Genomic DNA, 25,953 nt, shown 5'->3' with positions numbered 1-25,953 from the left:
GCGACGCGCCGAGGGACCCAAGCGCAATCCCGCTAGGCCGTCCTGGAAGGCTCCTCGCGTGCCTCGCTCAACCAGTCAGACAGTCGCCACCAGTGCCGCCTGCCGCCCCCTACGAGACATGTACAGCAGCGCGGTGGAAGCGGGTCCGTCGCGCTGGGGGCAGGTGGAAGGGGACTTCCTGGCCGCGATGGAGGCATTTGACAGTGCCGTGGTGGCCGGTGAGACGACGCAGGGTGATCGCCAGAACGGAAAGGGCGACTTCTTTAACGATGTCTTGGCCCTCCTACTAGAGAACTGCTCTCGCCTCGAGCTTGACAGTCGCTCCGGCGTCCCAGGGCTGATATTTCCGACTCACAATCTCGACGTGACGTACCCCAGAAGTGGTCTCGTGGAGTTTCTCCTGGAAGCAAAAGCCGTAGGGACGCCAAAGCATCCCGGCAGTCCTCGCCAGCCGAACGCATTGGGGCGCCCTGGCTCAGCGGACTTGCCTAAGCGCATCAAGGAAGCCGCATTCAAGACCATCGATTTGAAAGCGGCGTACGGCTTTCAATCACCCGAGGCCACAACGCCCGCCGGTGACGGCAACCTGACGACGTGGCTTCGCACCATGCGCCCTGCCTCATACCTCTTCGTCTCAGCCAGAGTGCTGAGTGATGGCGACTTCAATGCCGTGGTGAACCTTGGGAGCGCCGCAGCTCAGGTCCTGGATGGCGTAGGCCTATTTTGTTACGAACCCATTCCAGAAAGCCCTATGTGCTATCAAGTACGGAACGTGCCTCGAATGACCGGACTGCAGATCGACACGGTCCTCTACCGCGCATGCCAAGACTTGCGTTCCGCCGCCCGGCACATCGAACGGACGGCGAGGGCAGGCCCTGTTACGCCCCCTACGCCCGCACAGTTGGCGCTGGAGGCAATTGAGGCAATGCCCGACCCTATCGACGAGGCCGATCAGGACGAGTTCAAGGCCTGACTGGGATCATGAGGCTCGTGCCGAGGTTCTCCAATGCGCCAACACGGCAGCGCCCTCCTGGACTAGCTCCACCTCAGCTCGGCTTAGGCCGAGCCCACGTTCTAGGACTGCAGCATCCCCAGCTTTGAAGGCCAGGCGTGTATCTCCGCGGGAGAGGGCAAGATCCACGGAGTTCAGGTGATCGATTCCCACATTCCGCGGCAGCCGGATATTGCCCGCTTCGCGCGGAACCAGGACCATGACGCCGCCGCCGAGAGCATGGACCTCGAGCTCGCACTGAAGCAACGTCAGCGACGTGAACCAGCGCGCCGCCATCTCCGTCGCGGTTCCTTCGCGGAGGTAGCCACATAGAAGGCTGTTTGAAGCGACGTACTTGCCGTCGTTCACGAACAGGGTCGGACGTTCACTGAACACAGAGATGCACACATCAGGGACCCGCACCCCGGGGACCACGTACCAGGGCTTCCGTATCCGACACTTGTAACGGTCGTTCACTTTCTCCTGCTCGCCGTGCAACACGTACGCCCGCTCTCCTGGCTCCAACTGCCCATCGGGCGAAGGGAGGTAGAGCTGCGACAACTGCTCCGACTTGAGGTCGGAGGTATAGATGCCAGCGCGCCTCAAGGCCCTAGCGGACGTAAGCGCCGGAACTAGATGGCGAGACGGCAAGCCATACTTCTTGGCCGTCGATCTATCCGGGTGAAAGAAGTTCTTATCCCCGGCAACATAGCCAATGTTGAAGGTGACAAGTTCTCTTGCCCGAACGGTGGCAGAAACAAGCTTCTCGTGCATTAGGACACGGAGGGCCTGAGGCAGCAGCGCTTCAAGGAACGCACGCTCACCTCGCACGACGTCTGCAATGGCTATTGACTCGGCGATGGCTGGCTCGCCGGTTGTCAACTCATGAACCGTCTCGTACGCCTCGAACTCGACGACGTTCGTTCGTCCCCCGAAGCCGTCAGCGAGGAGAATGACGACATCCTGCAGAATCTCAGGGAACAGGCGCTCGTGAGAGCGCAAGATCCTGAGAGACGCGAAGCGCTGCGCCAGGTAATCCCACAGGGGGCGCGCATAGCGCACATAGGTAAAGTCGTACGGCAATACAAGGGCCACCCGACCCTCCGGCCGCAGGCGCTCGGTAGCGTGCAACACGAACGGCATCCACAGGCTGCCGCTCGGGTCCATGGGCGCTCCCAGCGCCTCCTCAGAAACGCGTAGGGCCGTCAGGCGGGCTTCAGCACTCAGGTGGCGCAGGCGTACATAGGGCGGATTACCAACGATTGCGTCGACTCCCGAATGGGAGAGCTGCAGAAAGTCAGCGACTCGTACGCGATCCGAGGCGACCAAGCCAGCGGCCACGGCAGCGGCTGCCGTTGGCGGATCCAGCTCAACACCCGTGACGTCGAGCTTCAGGTTCCGGCGCGCCCCGGCCGTCTTGAGCTCCTGCAGGAAAACTCCCGCCCCGAAACTGGGCTCCAGGATGCGGTCACCATCGCGACGGATCACCCAGTCAGCCATGAAGGTGGCTGCGGAGTCAGGCGTGTAGTACGCACCTCGAAGCCGGCGCTCGCTGAGGTAGGCTGGAGACTTGGAGTAACGCGGCAGCTCGGTTTTCAAAAGGGGAACTTCCAGGGCCGTCATGCTGTGGAGCCGCCAGCTTCCTCGATGTGCACGGGCCATTTCCTTCGACGTGACGGGCGGTTGGATGAGTATCTAGTTGGGTGACCGAGGCGTTCACGCGGGTTCCAGGACGAGTCTCAGCACAAGTTCGCATCAGTCAGTGACAGTTGTGGTTCGACACGGTTGGCACCGGGCCGTGGTGCTCAGACACGTGGTCGCACCTCCCAGCCCCACGGCCCGACCCTAACGAGGGGGTGGGACGCGGTCGCTTCGACACCCCGCACCCACCCGGGTGGAGGCGGGTTGTCGGAGAACGCACTACCGACAGGCATGGCGGCCCTTCGCCGGAAGGTCATGGCTGCTCCTCCTGCTCTTCGTGGGCATGTCCTCCGGCGGCGACGGCGGAGGCAGCGGCGTCAACGATCTGCTGTTCGATGTCGGCCAGGGTGTACCCAGCGGCGGCAAGGAACCGAAGCCACCGGGCGTCGCCCGCGCTGGGGTTGCGCCAGGATTGGCGGTGCAGCCCGGACTCGATGGCTCCGGCGACGTGGGCCAGCAGCGCCACGGCGAGCCGGGCTTCGGGCACCTGTTCGCCGCTGGTCAGCGTGGGCGCGGGCTTGTCCCGGGTGGTCCACCACTGGCCGGGGAGGTCGATGCCGAGGTCGGCGGCGGCGGCGTCCTGGGCTCGGTTGGGTTGCCCGGACAGCCACCTGGACAGCGCCCGCGGGTCGCTTGCCAGTGTTTCGACGGCGAACCGCAGCGCCGCCTTGGGCGCGGTCTTGCGCTGCAAGAGGCCCTTGACCCATTCCCGGCGGGTCTCGTTGGCTGCGGCCATCGCCTTGTTGTTCTCGATGGTGGTCCGCCGCTCGGCCGCAGCGGCCTCCCGCTCGGCCTCGCCGGGTTCCTCGGCTGCTGCGCCCCCGGGCAGGGCGGCGGCCGTCCAGCGGTCGCGGTGCCCGTTGCCGGCCGGGTCGGTGCACACCTCCACGGCTTGTGGCCCCTGCCAGCCGGTGGTGCGGACGTAGACCGCGGAGCCGGGGCACCCGGCGTGGCCGTCGGCGGTCAACGGCTGGTCGTCGTGCTCGAGGTCGGCCAGCCGGGTGGCGGCGCGCCCGGTGTCCTCGTCCAGGACGGTGCGCCCGGCGGCGGTCAGCTCGGCCAGCAGGGCGGCGGTCTGCTCCGCTTCCTGCTTCGCCCGCTTGGCGCGGGTCAGCGCGTGGGCGAACCGCCCGGGCCCCTCCGCCGCTGCCGCGATGAGGGCGGCGGTGGTGTCGGGGGCGTCGGCGTAGAGGGCGACGGCGGCGGCCTGGTCCAGGGTCAGCCCGGCACCGGCGACCGCGGCGGCGGTGTCGCCGTCCAGTCGGGCCACGCCGGCGGCCTTGGCGACCCGCTTGCGGCCGAGCCCGGTCGACTTGGCCACCCTGTTGAGGGGCACGCCGAGGTCGAGCATTGCCTGCACCCCGCGGGCTTCCTCCACCGCGGACAGACCCTGGCGGTGCAGGTTCTCGGCCAGCATCGCCCCCACGTGCCCGGCCTGGGCCGCCCGGTCACCGTCGGCGGCGGCACCATCGAGGGCGAGGTCGGGGCGCAGCACGCACGGCACCGACGTGACTCCGGCGAGGATCGCGGCAGCCGCCCGGCGGTGCCCGGCCACCAGCTGATGGCCCGGCGTGCCGTCGGCGGCGACGTGCGGGATCACCGTGAGGGCCTCCAGCACGCCCTGGGCGGCGATGGAGTCGGCCAGCCCGGACAGATCGCCGAGGTCGTCGCGGATGTTGCGGGGGTGCACGGCCAGCTCCAGGGGGTCCAGCCACACCAGCCGGTGTGCCCGACCGCTGTCGTCGGCCGTGTTGACGCGTGCGCTGCCGGGGGCGGCCGGGTCGACGTGCCCGGTCTCGCGCTGCTCGATCCCGGCACCTTGAGCATTTTCGGTCGCGGAAGACTCGTCGGCCGTGCTCTCGCGGACGGTGTTCAGGGCGGCAACTGTCGTGGTCGTTGTCATGGCGGGTTCTCCTTCGATGCTCTGCGGGGTGGCGATGCTCTCGGTGGGGGTGTTGTCGGCGGGGGTGCTGGTGGCGGGCATGTCGCGTTCTCCCCGCTCAGGCGGTAGCGAGGACGCGGACGCCCCCGGGCTGCGCGGCCGGTCCGGCGGGCAGCGCGGTTTCCCTATCCCCCCGCGGGTCCTGGGTGCTCTCGGCGCCGTCGAGGTGGTCGAGGATGCGGCGAGCGGCGGCAGTCACCGTGACCGCGGCGGCGCGGACGACGTCGGTGTCCCCGGCCGACCAGGCGGTGACGTAGGGGACGGTGTAGGCGCCGGCGTCCAGCCCGGCCCAGGCGGTGACGATGTAGGCGACCGACTCGGCTTCGGCCTCCGCCCGCCCGTGGCAGCCCCGGTAGTCGTAGCCGTCGGCGGTGTGCCCGCACTCGATGTGCGCCAGCTCGTGGGCGAGGGTCTTGACCGCCTGCGCGTCGGCGACGTCCGGGCGGACCCGCACGGTGCGGGCGGCCGGGTCGGTGAGGCCGTTGGCCTGCCCGCAGGCCTCCCGGGTGAGCGTGTAGCCGTGGCCGGCGACCTGGGCGGCCAGAGCGTCCCACAGGGCGGCGGGGGCGTCACCGGTCAGCAGCTCCGGGCGGATCTCCGGCAGCGGGTCGCCCTCGGTTTGGGAGATGTCGAAGACGTGCGCGATCCGGAACCCGCGCAGCACCCGCGCCCCGGCACGCTGGTCGGCGTCCCCGCCGGCCGGCTCCCTCGCCGTCCCCGCCACCCCCGACGCTGTCGTGGCGGCGGGTGCGGCCTGACGGGTGTCCTGCCCGGTGCCGGTGTCGGCTCGGGTGTCCTTGGGGGTGTAGGTGCAGGGTGCCAGGACCGCGAGTCCGGTGGAGTCCTTGACCACGCTGCGGCTCAGCGCCTTCCAGGTGCCGAAGCCGGCGACCCGGGTCGGGCTGATGCCCAGCCGCGCGGCCTGCAGCTCGATCAGCAGCTGATTGTTGAGGCTGTAGGTGTGGAACTTCGCGGCGGCATCCAGCATCGCCCGCCACTGCGGATCGGCGGTGAGCGCCCCCACCTGCTCGCCGATCTGGTCATGCAGGGCGGCGATCCTCGCCGCCCGGGCGGCGTCGGCTGCCTCCCGCTGCGCCGGACTCAGCTGCGACCGCCGACTCCGGCTCTCCCTGCTGCCCGTGCCGTTGGCCGCGCTGCTGCGTGTGCTGCTGGTGCTGGTCATCTGGACCCTCCCGGAACTGGAGCCGAAGCCGTTACGGGAGGAACTGCGGAACAGGTGTCCTGCCACCCATTCCCCCGGCCCGTCCGGCACAGAGCTCTGCTCAGGGGCCGGGAGCGACGGCGGGGGACGACCGGACCAAGACTGCTTCCGCAGCGAAGCGCCCGAAGGGCGGAAGGATTTTGGTCCGGTCGGGAGAAGACGGCGCGGCAGGCCCCTACGCTGAGCTGCCGGACGGGTCGGGGGACCAGCAGGCACAGCCCGCCGCAGGCGGACCTTGACGACGGCGCAGCCGGCGCCACGCGCAGCGTGGCCCGAAGGGTGCTCCGGGCCCGCCCCGACGGCCGCGGCGCGACGACGTCGCCGGCGGACCCACCGGTCAGGGCGCCCCGATCACCCAACACGTCGCGGAGACCGCTGGCGGAACGGTCACGGGCCGTGCCGTCTCGCCGTGCTCCCGGTGCGTCGTCCAGTGCCATGAGTTGAGCGTGGCCAGGTCGGCGCCCGCCCGAGGGTGTCCGTCCCGATGTTGTGGACAGGAGCCGTCGTCCACAGGAACCCATTGCGCAGGAGCGCCCCGATGCTCGCGGCCTGCATCGGCGAACAGGAGGACAACTGGAGGAACCCCCGTTCAGCCGCGGACCTCCAGTGGTTCTCCAGTCCCTGTGGACCCACGGGGTCCCCACCTGTCGTCGGCCTACAGGAGAACGGCTTCAGAAGCGCGAGCGGCGCAGCTCGGTCAGCGACAACGGCGGACAACCGGGCATCGGCGGAGACGAAGTGGAGGCGGTCCCGGGAGACCGCTTGTCGGGGACGGGTCCGAACCCAGCCGCAGTACCGGAGCCGTCCACCGGCTGTCGCGGCGCCGGCCCTGCGCCAGCAGATGAAGGGCCTCCTTCGCTGGCAGGTGACGCGCCACCGGTGGCCGCTACCGGAGAACAACCGGAGACAGTCAGACAAATCTGGTTGTGAAGTGTCACCACCGGGCGCGAAATGGCGCCTTCTGTGGTGACGGCACCGCCACCGACGACCCTCGGAGCCAGCCATGCCCGACCCCACCGCCGACCACGAGCCCGAGTTGCTCACCATCACCGAGGCCGCGGACGTGCTCCGCGCCCCCGTCGCCACCCTCCGGTACTGGCGACACCTCGGCACCGGCCCGAACAGCTTCCGACTCGGCCGGCGCGTCCTCTACCGCCGCGCCGACCTACGAGCCTGGATCGACGCACAAGCAGACCAGTCCCCGAGCCGGTAGCCGCCGTACCTCCGGAGACCGGCTTGACGAGGCACAAGGCCACTCCCACTCCGAGCACACGGTGAGGCTTTGTGGCTACCCCCGCCGTGCGCCCTCCGGTCTTCGGTGCTCCCGCTCAGATCCTCATCGGTCGTCGGGACCGTCGGTGGACTCGTCACTGTCCAGGTCCTGACGAAGGTTCGGAGGCAACTCGAGAGCATACTTCTCGGCGAGCAGCATGGTTGCGCCGTAGTGGCGAGCCTGCTTCGCGATATCGCCGAGCACGTGGGCGTTGGTCCCCGCGCCGGCGAAGATAGCAACTAGCGGCATGCCCATCCGGGCGTTCTTCACAGGCACCCGGCCGCCGTCGCCGAGCCGCTTCATGAGCTTCTCCACCGCGGCCATGAGACGGTGATCATCGCGGAGCTTCTGGCTCCAGTTGACGCGGCCCTTGGCCGCGTCGAACGCCGCGGCTGCGCTCTTGACGGTCCCCGCCTTGGGCGCCTGGTTGCGGTAGGCGCGTACCACCATGCGATCGATCATGTGCCGCATGGCCGGGTCGGCAGCATCGAATCCGTACGCATAACAGACGCGGGTCGCGATGGCACCGCTGAGCACCTGCATCGCCACCATGTCGAGCGTGATCGCTGCCAGGCTACCGACGACGGGCACCGGGATCATGGCAAGCGCGCCGAAGCTCGCTCCCTGTCCCGCACCGAGCGTTCGCCAGCGGAGAACCATCCCGTGGGTGAACTCGTCCAGGAGTTCCAGGTCGAGAGCCTTCAGATCCTTCACGGAAGAGACGTCGCGGCCCTTGCTCTGATGGTGCTCGATCACCGCCTTCTGATCGGTCAGCTCGACGACCCAGTCATTGACGAGTTCCAGCACGTGGACGACGCCCTGAACCGTGGGCACGAGCGCAGCGTCGACCGCGGAACCCGCGATCTCCTTCACCTTCTCCGGCGTCGCATCAGCCATCGCGCGACCGGCCTTGGTGGCAGTCTCCTTGGTGGCCTGGGCGGTCGTCTCCAGGGCGGCCCTCATGCGCGGGGGTAGCAACTGCCGCCTCTGCCTGGCCTTCTTCTCCCAATGGGACTGCAGCTCGTCCCAACGCGCTCGCTCGTAGCGGGACATGAGGTTCGGGTCCGGACGGGTATCGATCACGTCGGAAGGCTAGGCGAGGAGCTGACAGAGGCGTACGGCGCCAGAGGGCACAAAGGCAAGTGACCTCCAGCGTGCTGGGTATCGACGGGCCGCGCGCGTCCGACGAGGACGTCACACAGGGACACGACGACTACACCCTCACCGTCGAAGAGCCAGATGCCACCTCCCATAGGCCCTGCTCTTTCACGTACCTGCAGTGCACGAGCCCCACGCGCAGGCAAGACTCGGGCCACCGCGGGAGTGGAACGGGAGGCACGGATGGCCACGGAGTGCATCGGGGAACGGCCACGACGCGAGCACGGCACCCGTAACCAGCGTGGTGAGGAGAAGGTGCAAGAGGCCGCAGCCACCGTGCTGAGGGGCGGGCTCGTGGACGGCGACTCAGCCTTCACCCCCGGCTCGCCGGTGTGGACTGCTGAGGCCGCCGCCGAACTCGAACGGGCCTTCGTGGACAATCCTGACGTCGGTCCAGGGAGCTTCCTGGAGAAGCTGCGGGGTCAGCTGGCCGGTTGCTCCCCGACCGCGCTCCAGCTCGCGGCAGAGCTGCAGTACCTGTCGGTCTTGCCGCTGGGCGACCTGAAGGTGGACACCAAGCGGGATCGCATCCGTCGTCCGCTCTCGATGATGACCGAGCCCGTCGCGGTGCCGCCCGAACTTGACGCGACTCTCAGCAGCGGGGTCTTCAACGGCGGCATGGGCTACAAGGTCCAGGTCTGGAACCAGTTCGGGGTCCTTATCTCCTTCGTCCGCGCCTGGACGGAGCTGCCCGCAGCGGAGCGCCAGCGACTGGCCTGCGACCCCTGGGCGTTCCGGGACCTGCTCCAGTCGACACCTGGTTCTAAGCCGGCCGGGCAGCGGCACGCCCTCGCCTACCTTGCCTTCCCCGACGTCTTCGAGCCGATCATCAACGACCAGCACAAGCGGAAGATCCGGTCCGCGTTCGCGGACGTCGTCGCACCGACCGGCGACCTGGACCGGGACCTGCTAGCGCTGCGCGACCATTTCGAGCAGGCGACCGGCGAGCCCTTCGACTGGTACCAGCCGCCGTACGGCGACAAATGGCTACCACCGCCCCAGGGCCAGAGCGCCACGGCAGCCGCCCCGTCCCGGAGGGCGTGGCTGGTCCGGGGGGCGAGTGTGCACGGTACGAGCCTGGTTCCCTCCTGGCTGGCGGAGGGCTGGATCAGCCTGGCCGCCACCCACCTGCCACCGGTCGAAGGCGGGACTGCTCACGAGGAGCTCAAGCGCCTCGTCGAGGAGAACTACGGGCACGTCTCGTACAGCCAGCGCGACCAGAAGGTCGACGAGCTCCACGCGTTCCTCAGCCGCATGCAGCCCGGCGACCTCGTGGCCACCACCGACAAGGGCGCTCTCTACGTCGGTGAGATCGACGGGGACCTCGAGTACCGGTCCGCGGAGGTGTCGTCCCGGCTCCGCAGGCCCGTCAGGTGGGACAACCCCGGGGAGGGCGTCGACTTCGCCGACCTGCCGGCCACGCTCAGCGCGAAGCTGCAGAGCCCACACGAGCTGCTCGACCTAACGGCCCAACTGGCCGAGCTGGAGGGGCTCGTCGACCGCAACGAGGCCGCTGCCCCTGTCACGACGTTCGTCCTGCGCGACGTGACTGACGAGTTGGCCGACGAGCTGCTGATTCCGCGCGCCTGGCTGCAGGAGTGCGTGGAGCTGCTGCGCGACCGGCCACAGCTCGTCCTCTACGGCCCGCCCGGAACGGGCAAGACCTACCTGGCGCAGAAGCTGGCCCGCCACCTCGCCGGCCCAGAGGGCACAACGCTCGTGCAGTTCCACCCCGCCTACAGCTACGAGGACTTCTTCGAGGGCTACCGCCCCGTCGCGGGTGAAGGCGGGACGGTCGGGTTCAAGCTCCGGCCCGGGCCGTTGCGACGAGTAGTCGACCAGGCGCTCCAGCATCCGGAGCAGCCGTTCGTTCTCATCATCGACGAGATCAACCGCGGCAACCTCGCTCGCATATTCGGTGAGCTCTACTTCCTGCTCGAGTACCGGGACGAGGCCATCGAGTTGCTTTACGCCTCGGGGGACGACAAGGCCTTCACGCTGCCGCCGAACGTGCTTGTCATCGGGACGATGAACACCGCCGACCGGTCCATCGCCCTGGTCGACGCGGCGATGCGGCGACGCTTCAACTTCCTCTCGCTGCACCCGGAGGAGGAGCCGATCCGCGCCCTGCTCGGCCGCTGGCTGGAGCGTGAGGGCAGGAAGGAAGAGGCGGCGCGACTGCTGACCGAGCTGAATCGGCGGATCACCGACCCCGAATTTAAGGTCGGGCCGTCTTACCTCATGCGCTCGGCGGCGCACCAGGACGGTGGTCTGGAACGGGTGTGGCGCACGGCGATCCTGCCGCTCCTGGAGGAGCACCACTTCGGGGACGGCGTGGACGTCCATCGTCGGTACGGCCTACCGGCCCTCCGCGCCGCTCTGGCTGGCAAGGACACCGGCGAGGAAGGCCAAAGCGGACAGCCAGCAGAGCTGGGAGAAGCCATTGGCTCCTGAGCGCCTGGAACTCGTGGAGCTGGGAGACGCCCAGGAAGTCCGGCTACCGAGCCCGGTGGCGGAGACGCTGTCGGCGTCAGGCGTCGTCACGGTGGAGCGCCTACTGCACGGCGACGGGTACCTCGTGCGACCGGCCAACCTGGTCGGGGTGGCGATAGTCGCTGGTATCGAGGTGTGGATCCGGCCCAAGGTCGCGATCGATCGGCTGCTCTTCCTCCTCGGTTATGCGCTGTCGGGCAGGAGGTGGCACGACGCTCCCGTCCCCCTCGCCGAGGAGCAGGACCTGCTGCCGGCCGTCGCTGAGGCCTTCGTGCGCCAGGCCGATCGCGCGCTCCGCCAGGGGGTCCTCCACGGATACCGCGAAGTCGAGGCAAGCCTCCCCGTGCTCCGTGGCCGCATCCGGGAGTCGGACCAACTCCGCAGGCGCTTCGGCTTCCCCGTGCCCTTGGAGGTTCGCTTCGACGAGTTCACCGTCGACATCGCCGAAAACCAGCTGCTCCTCACCGCCACGCGTCGCCTGCAACGCCTGCCACGGCTGTCGCGCGACGTTCGACACGGGCTCCTCCGCGTGGCCGGCCGCCTCGACGGAGTCACTCCGGCAGCGGCCGGGCGCCCCCTGCCAACCTGGCGGCCGACACGGCTCAACGCCCGATACCACGTCGCAGTGCGACTGGCAGAAATGGTGCTGCGCGCCACCTCCATGCAGCTGGCGCCGGGAGCTCTGCACGTCGACGGCTTCCTGGTCAACATGCCGCAGCTATTCGAGGACTTCGTGACCGTGGCGCTCGGCGAGGAAATCGAGCGGCGCGGCGGTCGGGCCCAGCGGCAAGCCCTCACCTGGCTGGACGAAGCGGACTCCGTGAGGATGAAGCCGGATCTCGTCTGGACGTCGGCAGCGGGCATCCCCCGCGGGGTCGTCGACGCGAAGTACAAGGCAGAGAAGCCCGCCGGCTTCCCGCAGGCCGACCTCTACCAGCTGCTGGCCTACTGCACCGCCCTGGAGTTGCCGGTCGGACACCTGGTCTACGCGAAGGGATCAGGGGAGACGGAACGACGGCACGTCATCCGCGGCAAGGGCGCGGAGATTGTGCAGCACGTCCTCGACCTGACCCAGACGCCCGACAGCCTCCTTCGCCAGGTGGAGCGAATCGCCACAGCAGTGGCCACGAGTGGTTCTGATTAGCGAACCCTCTGGACGACTGAACAGGAGATCAAGCGCCGCACCGATGCCATCGGCGTCTTCCCCACTCCGGAGGCCGTGCCCGGCGATGCCGACGCGACCCTGGTCGAGGTCCACCCCGAACGGCAGGGGGCCGACCGCCCCTAGCTACCCAAGGGCTCCATGGCACTGCTCACCAGGACCCCAGCCAGTCGAAGAAGTGGCCCAACTGGCACTAATCACGTCATAGTCACCACGCCACTGACCAACGCGGCGAGAACCACATCCACCACCCAGGGAGACCCACCCATCAAGACCCCGAATGTCACTGCGAGCTTGACATCTGAGACAGGTCACCAGGAGCAATTGTGGCAACGTACACGGCACTGTCCCGTTTCAGGGTGGCATTCTTTCAGCTACTGAGCGCATTGACCGTGGGATTCCTAATATTGGTGGTATACGACTGGGTCCCCCCTCTGAGACCCGCCAAGGAGTCTTTGCAGGTTATCCTTCCGGTGCTAGCCGCCGTCTTCGTCGCAGTCGCTCTCCTCCCTCGGCGGAGAACCACCCTGAAGCGCTCGCCCAGTGAACAGTCTTCACATCTGCGCCAATGGGAAGTGGGTGGCTTCACGGATGAGGCCGCAAGGCCGACCCTCGCGGCGTTTTTCGAGGCACTAGCACAACCGCCAGCCGCCCTATGGGTTACGGCCGAGAACTCGCAGATGGCTGTCGACTACGCAGTGACGACCGCTCAACGACTGCAGCGTCCCGTTGCCTTGGCTTCCAGGAGTCATGACGAAGGCCAGAACACCGGAGTTGAGGAAAGCTGGCGGGCAGCCGTTGCCACCTCGAAACGTAAAGCCAACCTGGAGTATGGCGACGGTGGCATCCTGATCCTGCTATTGGACGATGCTTACGCGTCGCGTTCTCTAGTCGCGGAGGCCGCCGACTGGTGGAGGCGCCACCCTGACCGAACGCTCCTAGTTGTGAGCAACGGCCGACCGCATCCGGATGACAAGCTACCCGGAATGCGATTACTGCAGCTGTCGGGGCCAGCTCGGGCGATCCCGATTGCCCTGCTTGTTCGAGCGACGAGGCCCTCGTTAGACGACTCCACATGGAAGCGCATCGAAAGCCGCGTAGGGCGTCTGATCCGTGAACTTCCACCCACGCCGATTCACATCTTTTCTAACCCCCTCCTTGCAACGGATATCCGATGGCACATGGACACCGCCGTTCGGGAGCTGAAGGCCACACACCCGGTCCTCTGGCTTGCTTGCGCCGGCGCGATAGTCGCGGCTTTCCTTGATATCGCCTCACCACAGCCATCCGGCCAAGCAATCGGCTATGCAGGGCTGGCGCTAGCCTTGGGGCTTGGCCCTGCTATTGCGCAACTGGCTTTCAGTTCGCTTACATGGTCGCTCCCCTACAGACCACTAAGCCATCGGTCCGCGCTCATCGGTGGCGCATCTATGGTCGCGCTCGGAGTCTTCGTCACGGGCTTGGACAATGTCGGTCTTGTTGTGCTGTTGGCCACATGGATTGCGGTTATTGCAAGATGCGGCCGAGTCGGTCATGTCTGGCGTAACCTTTCAGCTCAACCCGTCGCTTTGACGATCGGCGCGACTGTTACTTGGGTATGGATGTACGGAGTCGACACAGACATATCGGCCATCGTCGCAGGAACCTTCTCCTTCGCCCTCGCAGCCAACCCTCACTGGATCCCTTTTGCACCCGTCGGCTTTGTGCTCATTACACTCCTCGCCTTCACTGGCGATTTTTCCGTCTCTGGCGTCGTCGAGGAATTCTCTCCACCACTCACGGAGCAGCCAGTTCTCTATGTCGTAGCTTGCACGTCCCTCGTGGCGGCGACCTTCTCAGCTGTTCTGCTCGTCAGCTGCCGACCGACCGACACCCGACGTGTACACGCCGCGGGCGTTCAGGTCGTCACCCTCGCTATCACAGCTTTAACGCTATTGCCGTTGCTTGACAATATAGTCAACCGCCTGAGTCTTTCGGGGCGAGGACCGTGGGAGAGCTTCGCGTTCGCCGCTTTTGTTACGATAAGCGGAGTCTACGTCAGCTCGCGAAGTGACCAGACGTCCTGGCCGCAATCCTATGCCGCCACCCCCCTCCTAACGATGGTCGTCGTCGGCACGTCGACTATACATGGAAGCACTCCCCCATTGTCCGTAATGGGGGCGGCTTTGATTGTCGTATTAGTATTCATGCGCAGCGAGGGCGCATCAGAGTCGCTACGCCCGAGCTGTTCCGAGCTCGGACGGCTCCGTAGGGACCTGAGTGCCAAACTGGCCCCGATCGTCACGGCCATCACCCTTCCATGGGTCCTCATCCTCGGTTACGCCATCGGTTACGGACTCGTCGATGTGGCGAGGAGCGCGATACGTCTTGGCGAATCATCGTTCAGCTCTACCGCTTTCAATTCGACCACCGTATTTGGCTACGCCTTTGCCGGAGCCGTCGAGAGGGGTACATCGCAGGCCACTGCCGACCTATTAAGGACGAGCGCCCTTGCGCTGATCTTGGCGACGAGTGCCGGCGCAATTGCTGGATGGCGGGAGGCGCGACCAAATCACCGCCATGGCCGACTGTCTCTACGAATCATGCGACCGCCGGTGTTGGCCGGAGTGACACTAGTCGTCGCAAGCTTGATGCAAGACGGGGATGGCTCTTACGGAATCTATCCCTCGACCCGCGCCATTCTAGTCACCACAGCGACGGTGCTCATTTTTGGGGTCTTACTTCACGCCGCCAGGAAGCGCTTCGCAGATGCGGCCCAAGATAACCTTACCGTGACGCTGGCAGTGTGGCTCGTTCTGACGGGTAGCTTGCTCGGATTGGCTGCGATCGTCGCGCTCCTGACCTTAGGCCGCCCGCAGGACTTTCTACGCAGGGGGCTCGGGGACAGCGATTGGCGCGACTGGGCTATGGGCACGGCCGTCGCCGGCACGCTGCTGACCGCCTCCGCCGTGCTGGCCGGCGTTGAATCGGCCGCCATTTTGGGCATCGCCGCGTCTCCCGCGATTCTCTTAATTTTTCTTGCGAAGCGCGGTTCCGACGCCGACCCGGTGAGCACGTCGGTGAGACGAGTCGAGGCGGTGCGCCGCCTATTCCTTGTCGCCGCAGTCCTCCCCATTACTCTTGCCACGATACTAAGTTTGCCCTTCCTCGGGGATACGAGTTCTGTCGGCCTTCTGGCAGTGGCCGTCGGCGTCCCTATGTTATTTGGGCGAATAGCGATGGTCTGGTTCGACCTCGCACCGCAGACTCTTGCCCGCCAGTTGGGTTTTGATGCACGCCGCGACACTTGGGGTGGCTTTGCGAGGACGCTTCAGTTGATCCGCAACCTGGAGCGGGGCGGACACGTTCGTCTGCAGGGGATCATGATTCGACCGACAAGTCCTGCGCCGACAGAAGTGAGCCAGGGCCGACTCCGACGGCCGAATTCCTGATGCGAATCAAGCACTCGGCCGCTCGTTCACGGGCCTGGCCGGTCCTCGTAGAAGCCGGGTTCTGCGAACGCATCGACGATCGTGGCGATCGAGGTCTGCTAGAGGATGTTGGCCATTCAGAACCCGAGTAGGGGCGTTCGACCAGGTGCTAGACCAGCGTGTGCCGGCTCGCTTGCCGCACGATCGTGTCGCGCATCTCCTGCTTCGGGATCAACCGTTCATGCACGAAGCTCGCTGAGACCATCTCGCCCCGTCACGCGGTGAGGAAGCGCGGCGACACTCGTGGCCTCACCGCCGGTTGGCGCACGTCGCGGCCACGACGCTGCGCCCACGCCCGTCCCGGTTCGGCGGCAGACTTCGTCTGCGGCACAGAGATCTCGGTCGTCGACACGACCCTGCCCCGTTCGTGGCCACCACCCGCAACGTGTCCCGCGTCGAGATCGCGACACCCGGCGGCTCGGGCGCCGTGACCCTGCCCTGATGAGGAAGGCGGTCGCAAACATGTCCGGGGTGATGGCTCGCCTGGGCCGACCGCCAACGGGATAGCTAGTCGAGAGAGTGCGTCACCAAGCCGTTGAGCTGGTCGCGGGGCTGCACGGCGTCCACGTAAGTGGCGTACAGCCGCGTGAGCAGCATGAGAAACGTAACCGCGAGATAGGCACTGGCCCCGATCGAGAGCGCCGCGGGGAGCCCGATCAGCGGGTCGTCGGCCCGATCGGCGATGTTCATCCCGACGACCAGGAGGACCGCGTTCACGAGGCAGGCGAGGGTGGCCGCCAGCAGGTGCGCGACGCTCTCGTCGAGGAGGTCCTTCGCCCGCTGCTGAGACGCACCGGAGTGCGGGACGCGATCCTGCAGCCGTAGGCGCACTGTCGCGAGGATTCCGAAGGCGCTGAGCAGTGCGCCGGCCAGCAGGGAGACCCCAGCGAGCAGGGCTTCCGGCGCAGCAAGGCGCCAGTCCCAGATCAAGGCCGGGACGAAGAGCAGGGCGGCACCCCACGCGAACCCTCGAGCGCCCCAGTCACCCGTGCCGTCGGGCCGGTCCGCGCGCGTCAACGCCTTCCGATGCGCGCGAAGGATCGGCGAGGGGTTGAGCCGATCGAGGGTCACCCGTACCTCCCGAACTCCAAGTCGACGTGCGCGGGCCACTCGAGGCCCGCTTCGTCCGCCGGGAGGATGGAGCCGAGGCGCACGACGTTCCCCCGGACGGCGCGGTAGAACGCTACCGCCGGACTACGACGGTCGGCGGGGGTCTGGTCGTAGGTGAAGAGCTCGGTGAGGCGGCTCGGCTTTAAAGGGCGGGCTCCCGAGCCAGGGACCGCGATCTGTCCGTCGTCGAACTGGATGCCCTCGAGGTCGGGTGATATGAGAGCGGCCAGTTGCTGAGCCCCTTCGGCGTCCGAAGTCGGCGGGGCGTCACTACCTTCGACGGCCCGCCAGCCGAGGACCAGGTTCCGGACGTCGTCGATTTTGGTCTCGCGGACGCTGGGGGCGGTGACCGTGTAGGCCCGCTGCCGAGCGCCGCGACCAGCGCCAAAGCCCTTCCTGACGAGCGTAATAGCACCGAATTGTCCCTGCTTGAGCAGCCGGTCGAGGTTCTCGGGATCGGTGACCTGCCGACCGATCAGTCGCCACCAGGGAACGGTGGGCTGTCCACTCGTGGGCGCCGGCCCCTGCTCGGCCAGCTCGCGGGATCGCTGCCCCAGCCACTTGAGGAGAAGATCGACTGGAGCGGCCCGGTTGACCTCCTCGATGGCGAGCACGGCGGTCCTGCCCTCGTCGGGCAGGTTGAAGACGAAGCGGTACCAGTCGGAGACGGCGAGCCCACTGAGCGGGACGTCCGAGGTGGCCTCGTCGCCCATGGCGATGTCGAAGGTGCCGTAGCGCCCACGACGGACGATCCCGACGATCAGGCCCTCGACCTCGCGGAAAGCCTCAATGCGGAACGCTGTGTCGCCGATGAGGTCCTTCTTGACGGGCTCGTCGTCGCCCAGCTCGACGCCAGCACCCTCGGCCGTCTGCACCTTGGGCTGGCCAACCAGCTTGAAACCCTTGAGGTCGGTGAGCAGCTCGATGAGGACCTCGCGGAAGTGCCGCGGTTCGGTCGGCGTCACCCCCGCCTGCTGGAACGGCACCTTCGCCTGCTTGGTGCCTCGCCGAAGGGTCACCTCGTAGAGGCGGAAGCCGTAATGCGTCATCTACCCCCGCTCCCCCCGGTCTCCAGCAGCTTGCGCGAAGTCTAGGGACCACTCCTCCGATCCGGCTCCCTCGCGGTCCGGATCCGGAGGCGATGGCCTCGGGCCACCGGGGTAGTCAGACCTCGGCGCGCTCCACCGCGAGGTGCTCGCTGATCGCGGCATGCGCTGGCGCAACGCCTCGTCCTCCCGGGTGCGCTTCCACTCCCGGTACAGGGCGTCGCTCTGCACGGCGTGCCGGCGCTGCGCCGCCGGGGCGGTGTCCGCCAGCCCGTCGGGCTGGACGAGCTCACTGCGGCAGGTGCCGTCATGCAGACGCGGCAGGTGCCGTCGTGCAGACACCGTCGCGTCGGCCGAACCGGTGCACGCACGGGACGCCGCGGGTGATGCGGACGACGCGGCCATCGCACTGCCGCGGCCGCCGGGTGTCGCCGCCGGTCTCGATGACTACCTGGTCGCCTGGCTGCAGGGCGGCGAGCTGGTCGGTCAAACCGGTTGTCGGCGCTCATCGTGGACTGCTGTCCTGGGCCTCCTCGGCCGGCTGCGGGGACGGCCTCGATGGTCCGAGACGGCCTCAGCAGTGGCGTTCATCGCCCGACCTCAGTCCGCAGCCAGTCCGCAGCCAGTCCGCAATTCAGCCAATCCCGACCGTCGGAGATCAGCGGCACCCAACACAAAGTCACAGCTCAGCAGCCTGTCTCAACGATTACCGGTCCTTGTCGAACACCGCGGATCAGTACGACAACTACCGGTGACCTGATGGAACGGCCCCCTCGCAGGGACCCGCGGCGCGCAGAGCGTGGCGTGGGGAGCGAGGGGGCCCTTCTACCGGCCGAGCTCGCGGGCCATCTGCTCCAGCCGGGCGATCCGCTGCGGCATGGGCGGGTGGCTGGCGAACAGCGACGCCATGCCCGCCCCGCGGAACGGGTTCGCGATCATCAGGTGGCTCTGGGTGACCAGCCGGTCGTCCTGCGGCAGCGGCCGGGCCGCCGTCCCCCGCTCGATCACCCGCAGCGCGTCGGCCAGCGCGAGCGGGTCCTGCGACAGCTGGGCGCCCGAGGCGTCGGCCTGGTACTCCCGGCTGCGGCTGATCGCCATCTGCACCACGCCGGCGGCGATCGGCCCGAGGAGCATCAGCAGCAGGCCGCCGAGGGCGTTGCCGCCGCCGCGGTCGTCGGACCGGCCGCCGAGCAGCGAGGCGAACATCGCCATGTGGGCCAGGTAGGTGATCACCGTGGCCATGGCGCCGGCCACCGAGCTGATCAGGATGTCGCGGTTGTAGACGTGCGACAGCTCGTGCGCGAGCACCCCGCGCAGCTGGCGCCGGTCGAGCAGCTCGAGGATGCCCTGGGTGACGCAGACGGCCGCGTGGCGCGGGTTGCGGCCGGTGGCGAACGCGTTGGGCTGGTTCGTCGGGCTCACGTAGAGACGGGGCATGGGCTGCCGCGCCTCCGTCGCGAGCTCGCGCACGATCGCGTACAGCTGCGGCGCCTGCGTCTCGGTCACCGGGAAGGCCCGCATCGCGCGCAGGGCCAGCTTGTCCGAGTTGAAGTACGCGAAGCCGTTCACCCCGAGGGCGACCACCAGCGCGATGAACAGCCCGCCGTTGCCGCCGATCGCGTAGCCGGCGGCGAGGATCAGCCCGCCCATGGCGCCCAGGAGGACGGCGGTCTTCAGTCCGTTGTTCCAGCGCTGCACGTCCGGTCCAACGCCGTCCCGGGAGCGCCCGTTCCCGGACGACGGACGTGCCCTCCCCCGGCGGAATGACCGCGCCACCGCAGCGGTTCCTCCTTCTGGACGCGGTGACATCTCGCCGCTGCGGCGTGTCCGGTTGCACATCCCGGCCGTGTACACGCGCACGTAACCTCGCCCGGTGGAGGTAGACCGCTGATGACAGGCACCAACCCGACCGTCGCGCCGTCGAGCTCGAACGGCGCCCCGGCCACCCCGGTGTCCGGTTCCGCTCCCGGTGGGCTCGTCAAGAGTGTCGTGGAGCTCGACCGCGTCGTCATCCGGCTGGCCGGTGACTCCGGCGACGGCATGCAGCTGACCGGCAACCGGTTCACCAGCGAGACGGCGTCGTTCGGCAACGACCTCAAGACGCTGCCGAACTTCCCCGCCGAGATCCGCGCGCCGACGGGGACCCTGCCGGGCGTCAGCTCCTTCCAGCTGCAGTTCGCCGACCACGACGTCATGACGCCGGGTGACGCCCCGGACGTGCTCGTGGCGATGAACCCGGCTGCGCTCAAGGCCAACCTCGGCGAACTGCCCGGCGGCGGCCTGCTGATCGTCGACTCCGACGAGTTCACCCCGCGCAACCTGGCGAAGGTCGGCTACGCGACCAACCCGCTGGAGGACGGCTCGCTCGAGGGGTGGCAGACCGTCAGCGTCCCGCTGACCTCGATGACCCTCGACGCGCTCGCCGACTCGGGCCTCGGCAAGAAGGAGGCCGAGCGCAGCAAGAACATGTTCACCCTCGGCCTGCTGAGCTGGATGTACCACCGGCCCACCGAGGGCACGGTCCGCTTCCTCGAGCGCCAGTTCCGCCGCAAGCCGGAGATCGCCGCGGCGAACATCGCCGCGTTCCGCGCCGGCTACAACTACGGCGACACCACCGAGGCCTTCGCCGTCTCCTACGAGATCAAGCCCGCCCCGATGAAGCCGGGCCGCTACCGGAACATCTCCGGCAACCAGGCGCTCGCCCTCGGCCTCGTCGCCGCCGGCCAGCGCTCGGGGCTCCCGGTGTTCCTCGGCGCGTACCCGATCACCCCGGCGTCGGACATCCTCCACGAGCTGTCCCGGCACAAGGCCTTCGGCGTGCGCACCTTCCAGGCCGAGGACGAGATCGCCGGCATCGGTGCGGCCCTCGGCGCCTCCTTCGGCGGCGCGCTGGGCATCACGACGACGTCGGGCCCCGGTGTGGCGCTCAAGGCCGAGACCATCGGCCTGGCGGTCATGACCGAGCTGCCGCTGGTCATCGTCGACGTCCAGCGCGGTGGCCCCTCCACCGGCCTGCCGACGAAGACCGAGCAGTCGGACCTGCTGCAGGCGATGTTCGGCCGCAACGGCGAGGCCCCGATCCCGGTCATCGCCCCGCGCTCCCCCGGTGACTGCTTCGACGCCGCCGTGGAGGCCGCGCGGATCGCGCTCGCCTACCGGACGCCGGTCATGCTGCTGTCGGACGGCTACCTCGCCAACGGCGCCGAGCCGTGGGCGATCCCGGACGCCGACTCGCTGCCCGACCTCACCGGGTCGGTGGCCTTCGCCACCGAGCCCAACGGCGAGGACGGCGAGTTCCTCCCCTACCTGCGCGACCCCGAGACCCTGGCGCGCGCCTGGGCGATCCCGGGCACCGCGGGCATGCAGCACCGGATCGGCGGGCTGGAGAAGGCCGACAGGACCGGCAACATCTCCTACGACCCGGCCAACCACGACTTCATGACCCGCACCCGGCAGGCGAAGATCGACGGCATCGCCGCGTCGATCCCGGCCACCGACGTCGACGACCCCGACGGCGACGCGCGCGTCGCCGTCATCGGGTGGGGCTCCACCTACGGCCCGATCGGCGCCGCCTGCCGGCGGATCCGGAGCTCCGGCCGGAAGGTCGCCCAGCTCCACCTGCGGCACATCAACCCGTTCCCCGCCGACCTCGGCGAGGTGCTGGCCCGGTACGACCGGGTCATCTGCCCGGAGATGAACCTCGGGCAGCTGGCCCTGCTGCTGCGCGCGAAGTACCTGGTGGACGTGCAGAGCCACACCCAGGTGCGCGGGCTGCCCTTCCGCGCGGCCGAGCTGGCCGCGGTGATCCAGGACGCCATCGACAGCACCACCGCACCCCTGAACGGAGCACCGCAGTGACCACCGTCGAACTCGGCATGCCGGACGCACCGACCCCCATCGACGCCGCCATCGCCCGCTCGCTCGAGCAGCACGGCCCCAAGCAGACCGAGCTCAAGGGCAAGGACTTCAAGACCGACCAGGAGGTCCGCTGGTGCCCCGGCTGCGGTGACTACGTCATCCTGAACGCGGTCCAGAGCTTCCTGCCGAGCCTGGGCATCGCCCGCGAGGACATGGTCATCGTGTCGGGCATCGGCTGCTCGTCGCGCTTCCCGTACTACATGAACACCTACGGGATGCACTCGATCCACGGCCGCGCCCCGGCGATCGCGACCGGCCTCGCCGCCTCACGCCCCGACCTCTCGGTGTGGGTCGTCACCGGCGACGGCGACGCGCTCTCCATCGGCGGCAACCACCTGATCCACGCGCTGCGGCGGAACGTCAACATGACGATCCTGCTGTTCAACAACCGGATCTACGGGCTCACCAAGGGCCAGTACTCGCCCACCTCCGAGGTCGGGAAGGTCACCAAGTCCACGCCGATGGGCTCGCTGGACCACCCGTTCAACCCGGTGTCGCTCGCCATCGGCGCGGACGCCACCTTCGTCGGCCGGGCGATGGACTCCGACCGCAAGGGCCTCACCGAGGTGCTGCGGCAGGCCGCGGAGCACCAGGGCACCTCGCTGGTGGAGATCTACCAGAACTGCAACATCTTCAACGACGGCGCGTTCGAGCTGCTGAAGGACCCGGCGACGGGCCCGATGTGGACGATCCCGCTCGTCCACGGCGAGCCGCTGGTGTTCGGCCCGGACGGCGCCTCGTGCGTGGTCCGCGACGACTTCGGGGGGCTGCGCATCGCCGAGACCAACCAGGTCGACGCGAGCGAGATCGTGGTGCACGACGCGACCCGCGAGGACCCGTCCTACGCGTTCGCGCTGTCCCGGCTGTCCACGCAGGACCTCCGGTACACCCCGATGGGCGTGTTCCGGAAGGTGGCGAAGCCGAGCTACGAGGCGATGATGTCCGAGCAGCTGCACGAGGCCCGGCTGCAGGGCCCCGGCGACCTCGACGCCCTGCTGGCCGGTGGGGACACCTGGGAGGTCAAGGCCTAGGAGGACCCCGTTCCGCGCGCACGGCCCGCCTCCCGCCCGGGAGGCGGGCCGTGCTGCGTCCGGGGCGGATCAGCGCCGGCCGTTCTCCCGCAGCACGTCGGTGAGCACCGGCAGGGCCCGGTGGAGCTGCTCCCGCGTCGGCGCGGCGAAGCCGAGCACCAGCCCGGCCCGGCCACCGTCCACCAGCGCGTGCCGGGCCAGCCCGTCGACGGCGATCCCCCGCGCCGCGGCCGCCGCGCGCACCGCCTCCTCCGCGGCGGTGCCGGGCAGCGGCACGAGGACGTGCGCCCCGGCGGCGTCCCCCTCCACCCGGCACCCGGCCGCCGCGACCGCGGCCCGCACCTCGCCCGCCCGCGCGACCAGTTCACGGCGCAGGCGGCGCAGATGCCGGGCGAGGTCCCCGGAGGCCGTGAACCCCGCGAAGACCCGCTGACCGGCGCGCGCGGGCCGGGTGCCGGTGGCGGTGCGGCGGAGCAGCAGCTCCGCCCGCAGCGGTTCGGGCGCCACCATCCAGCCGACGCCGAGGGTGGGGCTGAGGATCTTGCTCGTCGTGCCCAGGTGCACCACGACGTCAGGCCCCAGCGCGCCCAGCAGCGGCAGCGGGGCGACGTCGTAGCGCAGCTCCCCGTCGTAGTCGTCCTCCAGCACCCACCACCCCTCGGCGCGGGCCCGGGCGACCAGCGCGAGCCGGCGCGCGGCCGACATCCGGCGGCCGAGCGGGTACTGGTGGGCCGGCGTGCAGTAGACGGCGGCCACCCCGGACGGGAGCGCGTCGACGACCAGGCCGTCGTCGTCGACCGCGGCCGGGACGACCTCGACGCCGGCATCGCGCAGCGCACCGACGACGCGCTGGTAGCCAGGGTGCTCGACCGCCACCCGGCTGCCCGGCGGCAGCGCGCGCGCCACCTCCCCCACCGCCGCCGAGGTGCCGGCGGTGGCCAGCACCTCCTCCGGGCCGGCGGCCAGGCCTCGGTGCCGCAGGAGGTGCTCACCCACCGCCGATCGGAACGCGGGGTCACCGGCGGCGTCCGGGCGGGCGTCGGGCGCCTCGTCGCCCGCGGCCCGCCAGGCCCGCCGCCAAGCCGCCCGGTCGAGGACCTGCAGGCACGGCGACCCCGCCCGCAGGTCGACCAGCGCCGGTGCGGCCGGCGAGCGGACGGCCGGAGCGGGAGCCGCCGCGGGCGCCGCCGTCACCGCGCCGAGGACGTACGTGCCCGCGCCCCGGCGTCCGCCGAGCCATCCCTCGGCCAGCAGCTGGTCGTAGGCGGCGACGGTCACCGTGCGGCTCACCCGCAGCGCCGCGGCGAACGCCCGCGTCGACGGCAGCCGGTCACCGGGGCGCAGCGTGCCGTCGGCGGCGGCGGTGCGCAGCGCCTCGGCCAGCTGGACCGACAGCGGCGTGCCCGAGCTGCGGTCGAGCAGCACCGGGGGGAGGTCGACCACGGTGCTCCTGCCGCCGACGAAGTGGACTGCCGGGAATCTAGCGGATTGGTCGTTCCGGAGGACCACCTGCGCCGTCCAGGATCGACGTCGTGGACACCGCCCCGCCGCTCTCCCCCACCGACCGCAGCACCGTCCGCCGGGGCGCGAAGCGTGCCCGCACCGACCGGGCCGACCTCTACGCCGTGCTCGACGCCGGCCTGATCGGCCATCTCGGCGTGCAGCTGGGCGACGCCCCGGTCGTGCTGCCGACGGGCTACGGCCGGCGCGGGGACACCCTCTACCTGCACGGCTCGACGGGGGCCGCGACGCTGCGGGGCGCGGCCGCCGGCGCGCCGGTCTGCTTCACCGTGACCCACCTGGACGGGATCGTCTACGCGCGCTCGGCCTTCCACCACTCGGTCAACTACCGCTGCGCGGTCGTGCACGGGCGGGCCCGCCTGGTGCAGGACCCGGACGAGCGGCTGCTCGGCCTGGAGGTGCTCACCGAGCACCTGGCGCCCGGATCCTGGACGGCGACCCGCCGGCCCGACCGCAGGGAGCTGGCCGCCACCGCGGTGCTGGCCCTCGACCTCGCCGAGGCGAGCGTGAAGATCCGCACCGGCCCGCCGGGGGACGACGAGCGCGACATCGAGGGCGCGGCGGCCCCGGACCCGGTGTGGGCCGGCGTCCTGCCCATCCGGACGGTGCTGGGCGAGCCGGAGCCCTGCCCCCTGCTGCCCGCCGGGACCACCGTCCCCCTGCGGGTGACCGGCCGGGTCCTCAGCCCTGCGGGGTGACGCGGAGCAGCTGGTCCCGGCCGCCGCCGTTGTCGGTGGTCACGTACAGCGCACCGTCGGTGCCGTGCTCGACGGTGCGGATGCGCCCGTAGGTGCCGTCCAGCTCGGGCAGCCGGAACTGCTCGACGAGGGCGCCGGCCTCGTCCAGGCGCAGCGCCAGCACGTGCTGCCCGCGCAGCGCACCGAGCAGGAGCAGCCCGTCGTAGTCGCCCCACTGGTCCCCGTCGAGGAACGTGCCGTCGCTCGGGGCGATGGGCGGGGCGCCCGAGTCCCAGACCGCCGGGACCGCCCCCTCGATCTCCGGGTCGGTCATCGGCACGCTCTCGTCGTAGCCCCCGCCGCCCACGGGGTCCCAGCCGTAGTTGGCGCCGGGGCGCAGCAGGTTGACCTCGTCGTTCCGGTCGGGCCCGTGCTCGACCGAGTAGACCTGATCCGTGCCCGGCCGCCGGGCCAGGCCCTGGACGTTGCGGTGCCCGTAGGTCCAGATCAGGTCGGCCGCACCGTCGTCCGGAGCGACGAAGGGGTTGTCCGGTGGAGCCTGGCCGGTGGCGGGGTCGGCGCGGAGCACCTTGCCGGCCAGCGAGCCGAGGTCCTGGGGGTGGGTGCCGACCGCGTTGTCCCCGGTGCCGACCAACAGCGCGCCGTCCGGCCCGAGCTCGAGCCGGCAGCCGCCGTGCCGGCCGCTGCGCTCGTTGAGCGGGATGCCGCCGATCAGCGGGTCGTCGACCCGGGTGGCGGACGACCAGTCGCCCGCCACCGTCCAGGCGACGACGCCGATGAACCCCTCCCGATCCCCCTGGCACGTGTAGAACCGCCGGTTCCCGGCGAACGCCGGGTCCAGCGCCAGGCCCATCAGGCCGGTCTCCCCCGCCACGAACAGGTCACCGAGGTCGGCCTGCACCTCCCGCACGGTGCCGTCCGGGAGCACCGCCGTGAAGCCGCCCGCGCGTTCGTCGAGCAGCAGGGTGCCGTCCTCGCTCTGGGCGACGTCCCAGGGGTGGTCGAGCCCGTCGGCCACCACCTCGACCCGCAGCGACGGAGCACCGGTGGGAGCCGAGGTGGTCGGGGGCGTCGAGACCGAGCCGGCGTCCTCCTCCGACCCGCCCGAGCACGCCGCGAGCAGGAGGGCGGCCCCCATGCAGCAGAAGGACCTCGCCCCTCTCACCCCTCGCACGCTCCGGGCGAGCCTTCGGACGAGCCCGCGCTCGCCGACTTCG

At 69.3% G+C, this 25,953-nt stretch carries 17 protein-coding genes; 8 read left to right on the top strand and 9 right to left on the bottom strand.

Features of this window, described 5'->3' with window-relative positions:
- Positions 1 to 118: 118 nt before the first annotated feature.
- On the top strand, positions 119 to 973 hold the full coding sequence (locus ACI8AG_RS06060) for a hypothetical protein (protein WP_456596303.1): 855 nt from the start codon (positions 119 to 121) through the stop codon (positions 971 to 973).
- Positions 974 to 979: 6 nt separating this feature from the next.
- On the opposite strand, the gene ACI8AG_RS06055 is transcribed toward ACI8AG_RS06060, so the two are convergent.
- The 3 genes from ACI8AG_RS06055 to ACI8AG_RS06045 all read right to left on the bottom strand — a co-directional run bounded on the left by ACI8AG_RS06055 (position 980) and on the right by ACI8AG_RS06045 (position 5,817).
- Positions 980 to 2,614, bottom strand: coding sequence for an N-6 DNA methylase (locus tag ACI8AG_RS06055; protein ID WP_456596302.1), 1,635 nt, complete (start codon positions 2,612 to 2,614; stop codon positions 980 to 982).
- A gap of 331 nt (positions 2,615 to 2,945) precedes the next feature.
- Positions 2,946 to 4,676, bottom strand: a complete 1,731-nt coding sequence (locus ACI8AG_RS06050) for a ParB/RepB/Spo0J family partition protein (protein ID WP_456596301.1) — start codon at positions 4,674 to 4,676, stop codon at positions 2,946 to 2,948.
- A 16-nt stretch (positions 4,677 to 4,692) separates the two neighbouring features.
- Entirely contained in the window at positions 4,693 to 5,817 is a 1,125-nt protein-coding gene (locus ACI8AG_RS06045; RefSeq protein WP_456596300.1) for an ArdC-like ssDNA-binding domain-containing protein, read from the bottom strand.
- A 1,042-nt stretch (positions 5,818 to 6,859) separates the two neighbouring features.
- Between ACI8AG_RS06045 and ACI8AG_RS06040 the strand changes: the two genes are divergently transcribed.
- Positions 6,860 to 7,069: a helix-turn-helix transcriptional regulator gene (locus tag ACI8AG_RS06040; protein WP_456596299.1), complete on the top strand. Its 210-nt coding sequence runs from the start codon at positions 6,860 to 6,862 to the stop codon at positions 7,067 to 7,069.
- Between the two features lie 123 nt (positions 7,070 to 7,192).
- Here the strand turns inward: ACI8AG_RS06040 and ACI8AG_RS06035 are convergent, their stop codons facing one another.
- On the bottom strand, positions 7,193 to 8,212 hold the full coding sequence (locus tag ACI8AG_RS06035; RefSeq protein ID WP_456596298.1) for an EcsC family protein: 1,020 nt from the start codon (positions 8,210 to 8,212) through the stop codon (positions 7,193 to 7,195).
- Positions 8,213 to 8,581: 369 nt separating this feature from the next.
- Between ACI8AG_RS06035 and ACI8AG_RS06030 the strand changes: the two genes are divergently transcribed.
- The 3 genes from ACI8AG_RS06030 (at position 8,582) to ACI8AG_RS06020 (ending at position 15,373) form a co-directional block, all read left to right on the top strand.
- Positions 8,582 to 10,741, top strand: a complete 2,160-nt coding sequence (locus ACI8AG_RS06030) for an AAA family ATPase (protein ID WP_456596297.1) — start codon at positions 8,582 to 8,584, stop codon at positions 10,739 to 10,741.
- Positions 10,742 to 10,754: 13 nt separating this feature from the next.
- On the top strand, positions 10,755 to 11,924 hold the full coding sequence (locus ACI8AG_RS06025) for an McrC family protein (RefSeq protein WP_456596296.1): 1,170 nt from the start codon (positions 10,755 to 10,757) through the stop codon (positions 11,922 to 11,924).
- 698 nt (positions 11,925 to 12,622) lie between these two features.
- On the top strand, positions 12,623 to 15,373 hold the full coding sequence (locus tag ACI8AG_RS06020) for a hypothetical protein (protein WP_456596295.1): 2,751 nt from the start codon (positions 12,623 to 12,625) through the stop codon (positions 15,371 to 15,373).
- Between the two features lie 546 nt (positions 15,374 to 15,919).
- Here the strand turns inward: ACI8AG_RS06020 and ACI8AG_RS06015 are convergent.
- From ACI8AG_RS06015 to htpX, 3 genes are all read right to left on the bottom strand, one after another.
- The gene (locus ACI8AG_RS06015; RefSeq protein WP_456596294.1) at positions 15,920 to 16,483 is read right to left on the bottom strand and encodes a hypothetical protein; all 564 of its coding nucleotides are present in this window, start codon (positions 16,481 to 16,483) and stop codon (positions 15,920 to 15,922) included.
- Positions 16,480 to 17,571 (bottom strand): hypothetical protein, encoded by a 1,092-nt coding sequence (locus ACI8AG_RS06010; protein ID WP_456596293.1) that lies wholly within the window; start codon positions 17,569 to 17,571, stop codon positions 16,480 to 16,482. The genes ACI8AG_RS06015 and ACI8AG_RS06010 overlap by 4 nt, the downstream gene beginning before the upstream one ends.
- An 822-nt stretch (positions 17,572 to 18,393) precedes the next feature.
- Positions 18,394 to 19,266 (bottom strand): zinc metalloprotease HtpX, encoded by an 873-nt coding sequence (htpX, locus tag ACI8AG_RS06005; protein WP_456596292.1) that lies wholly within the window; start codon positions 19,264 to 19,266, stop codon positions 18,394 to 18,396.
- 192 nt (positions 19,267 to 19,458) lie between these two features.
- On the opposite strand from htpX, the gene ACI8AG_RS06000 reads away from it, so the two are divergent.
- Both ACI8AG_RS06000 and ACI8AG_RS05995 read left to right on the top strand, forming a co-directional pair.
- Complete coding sequence (locus ACI8AG_RS06000; RefSeq protein ID WP_456589091.1) at positions 19,459 to 21,426, top strand: 2-oxoacid:acceptor oxidoreductase subunit alpha; 1,968 nt, start codon at positions 19,459 to 19,461, stop codon at positions 21,424 to 21,426.
- Positions 21,423 to 22,517 carry a 2-oxoacid:ferredoxin oxidoreductase subunit beta gene (locus ACI8AG_RS05995; protein ID WP_456589092.1) on the top strand — a complete coding sequence of 365 codons (1,095 nt, stop codon included), beginning with the start codon at positions 21,423 to 21,425 and terminating at the stop codon, positions 22,515 to 22,517. The genes ACI8AG_RS06000 and ACI8AG_RS05995 overlap by 4 nt, the downstream gene beginning before the upstream one ends.
- 69 nt (positions 22,518 to 22,586) lie before the next feature.
- Here ACI8AG_RS05995 and pdxR read toward each other — a convergent pair whose 3' ends face one another.
- On the bottom strand, positions 22,587 to 23,960 hold the full coding sequence (gene pdxR, locus ACI8AG_RS05990; RefSeq protein ID WP_456596291.1) for a MocR-like pyridoxine biosynthesis transcription factor PdxR: 1,374 nt from the start codon (positions 23,958 to 23,960) through the stop codon (positions 22,587 to 22,589).
- Between the two features lie 89 nt (positions 23,961 to 24,049).
- Between pdxR and ACI8AG_RS05985 the strand changes: the two genes are divergently transcribed.
- Positions 24,050 to 24,736, top strand: coding sequence for a pyridoxamine 5'-phosphate oxidase family protein (locus tag ACI8AG_RS05985; RefSeq protein ID WP_456596290.1), 687 nt, complete (start codon positions 24,050 to 24,052; stop codon positions 24,734 to 24,736).
- On the opposite strand, the gene ACI8AG_RS05980 is transcribed toward ACI8AG_RS05985, so the two are convergent.
- Entirely contained in the window at positions 24,720 to 25,874 is a 1,155-nt protein-coding gene (locus ACI8AG_RS05980) for a PQQ-dependent sugar dehydrogenase (protein WP_456596289.1), read from the bottom strand. The genes ACI8AG_RS05985 and ACI8AG_RS05980 overlap by 17 nt on opposite strands.
- Positions 25,875 to 25,953: the final 79 nt, after the last annotated feature.

It is taken from the genome of Blastococcus sp. SYSU DS0552 (genome assembly GCF_054050815.1).
This window is presented reverse-complemented; position numbering and strand designations above follow the sequence as displayed.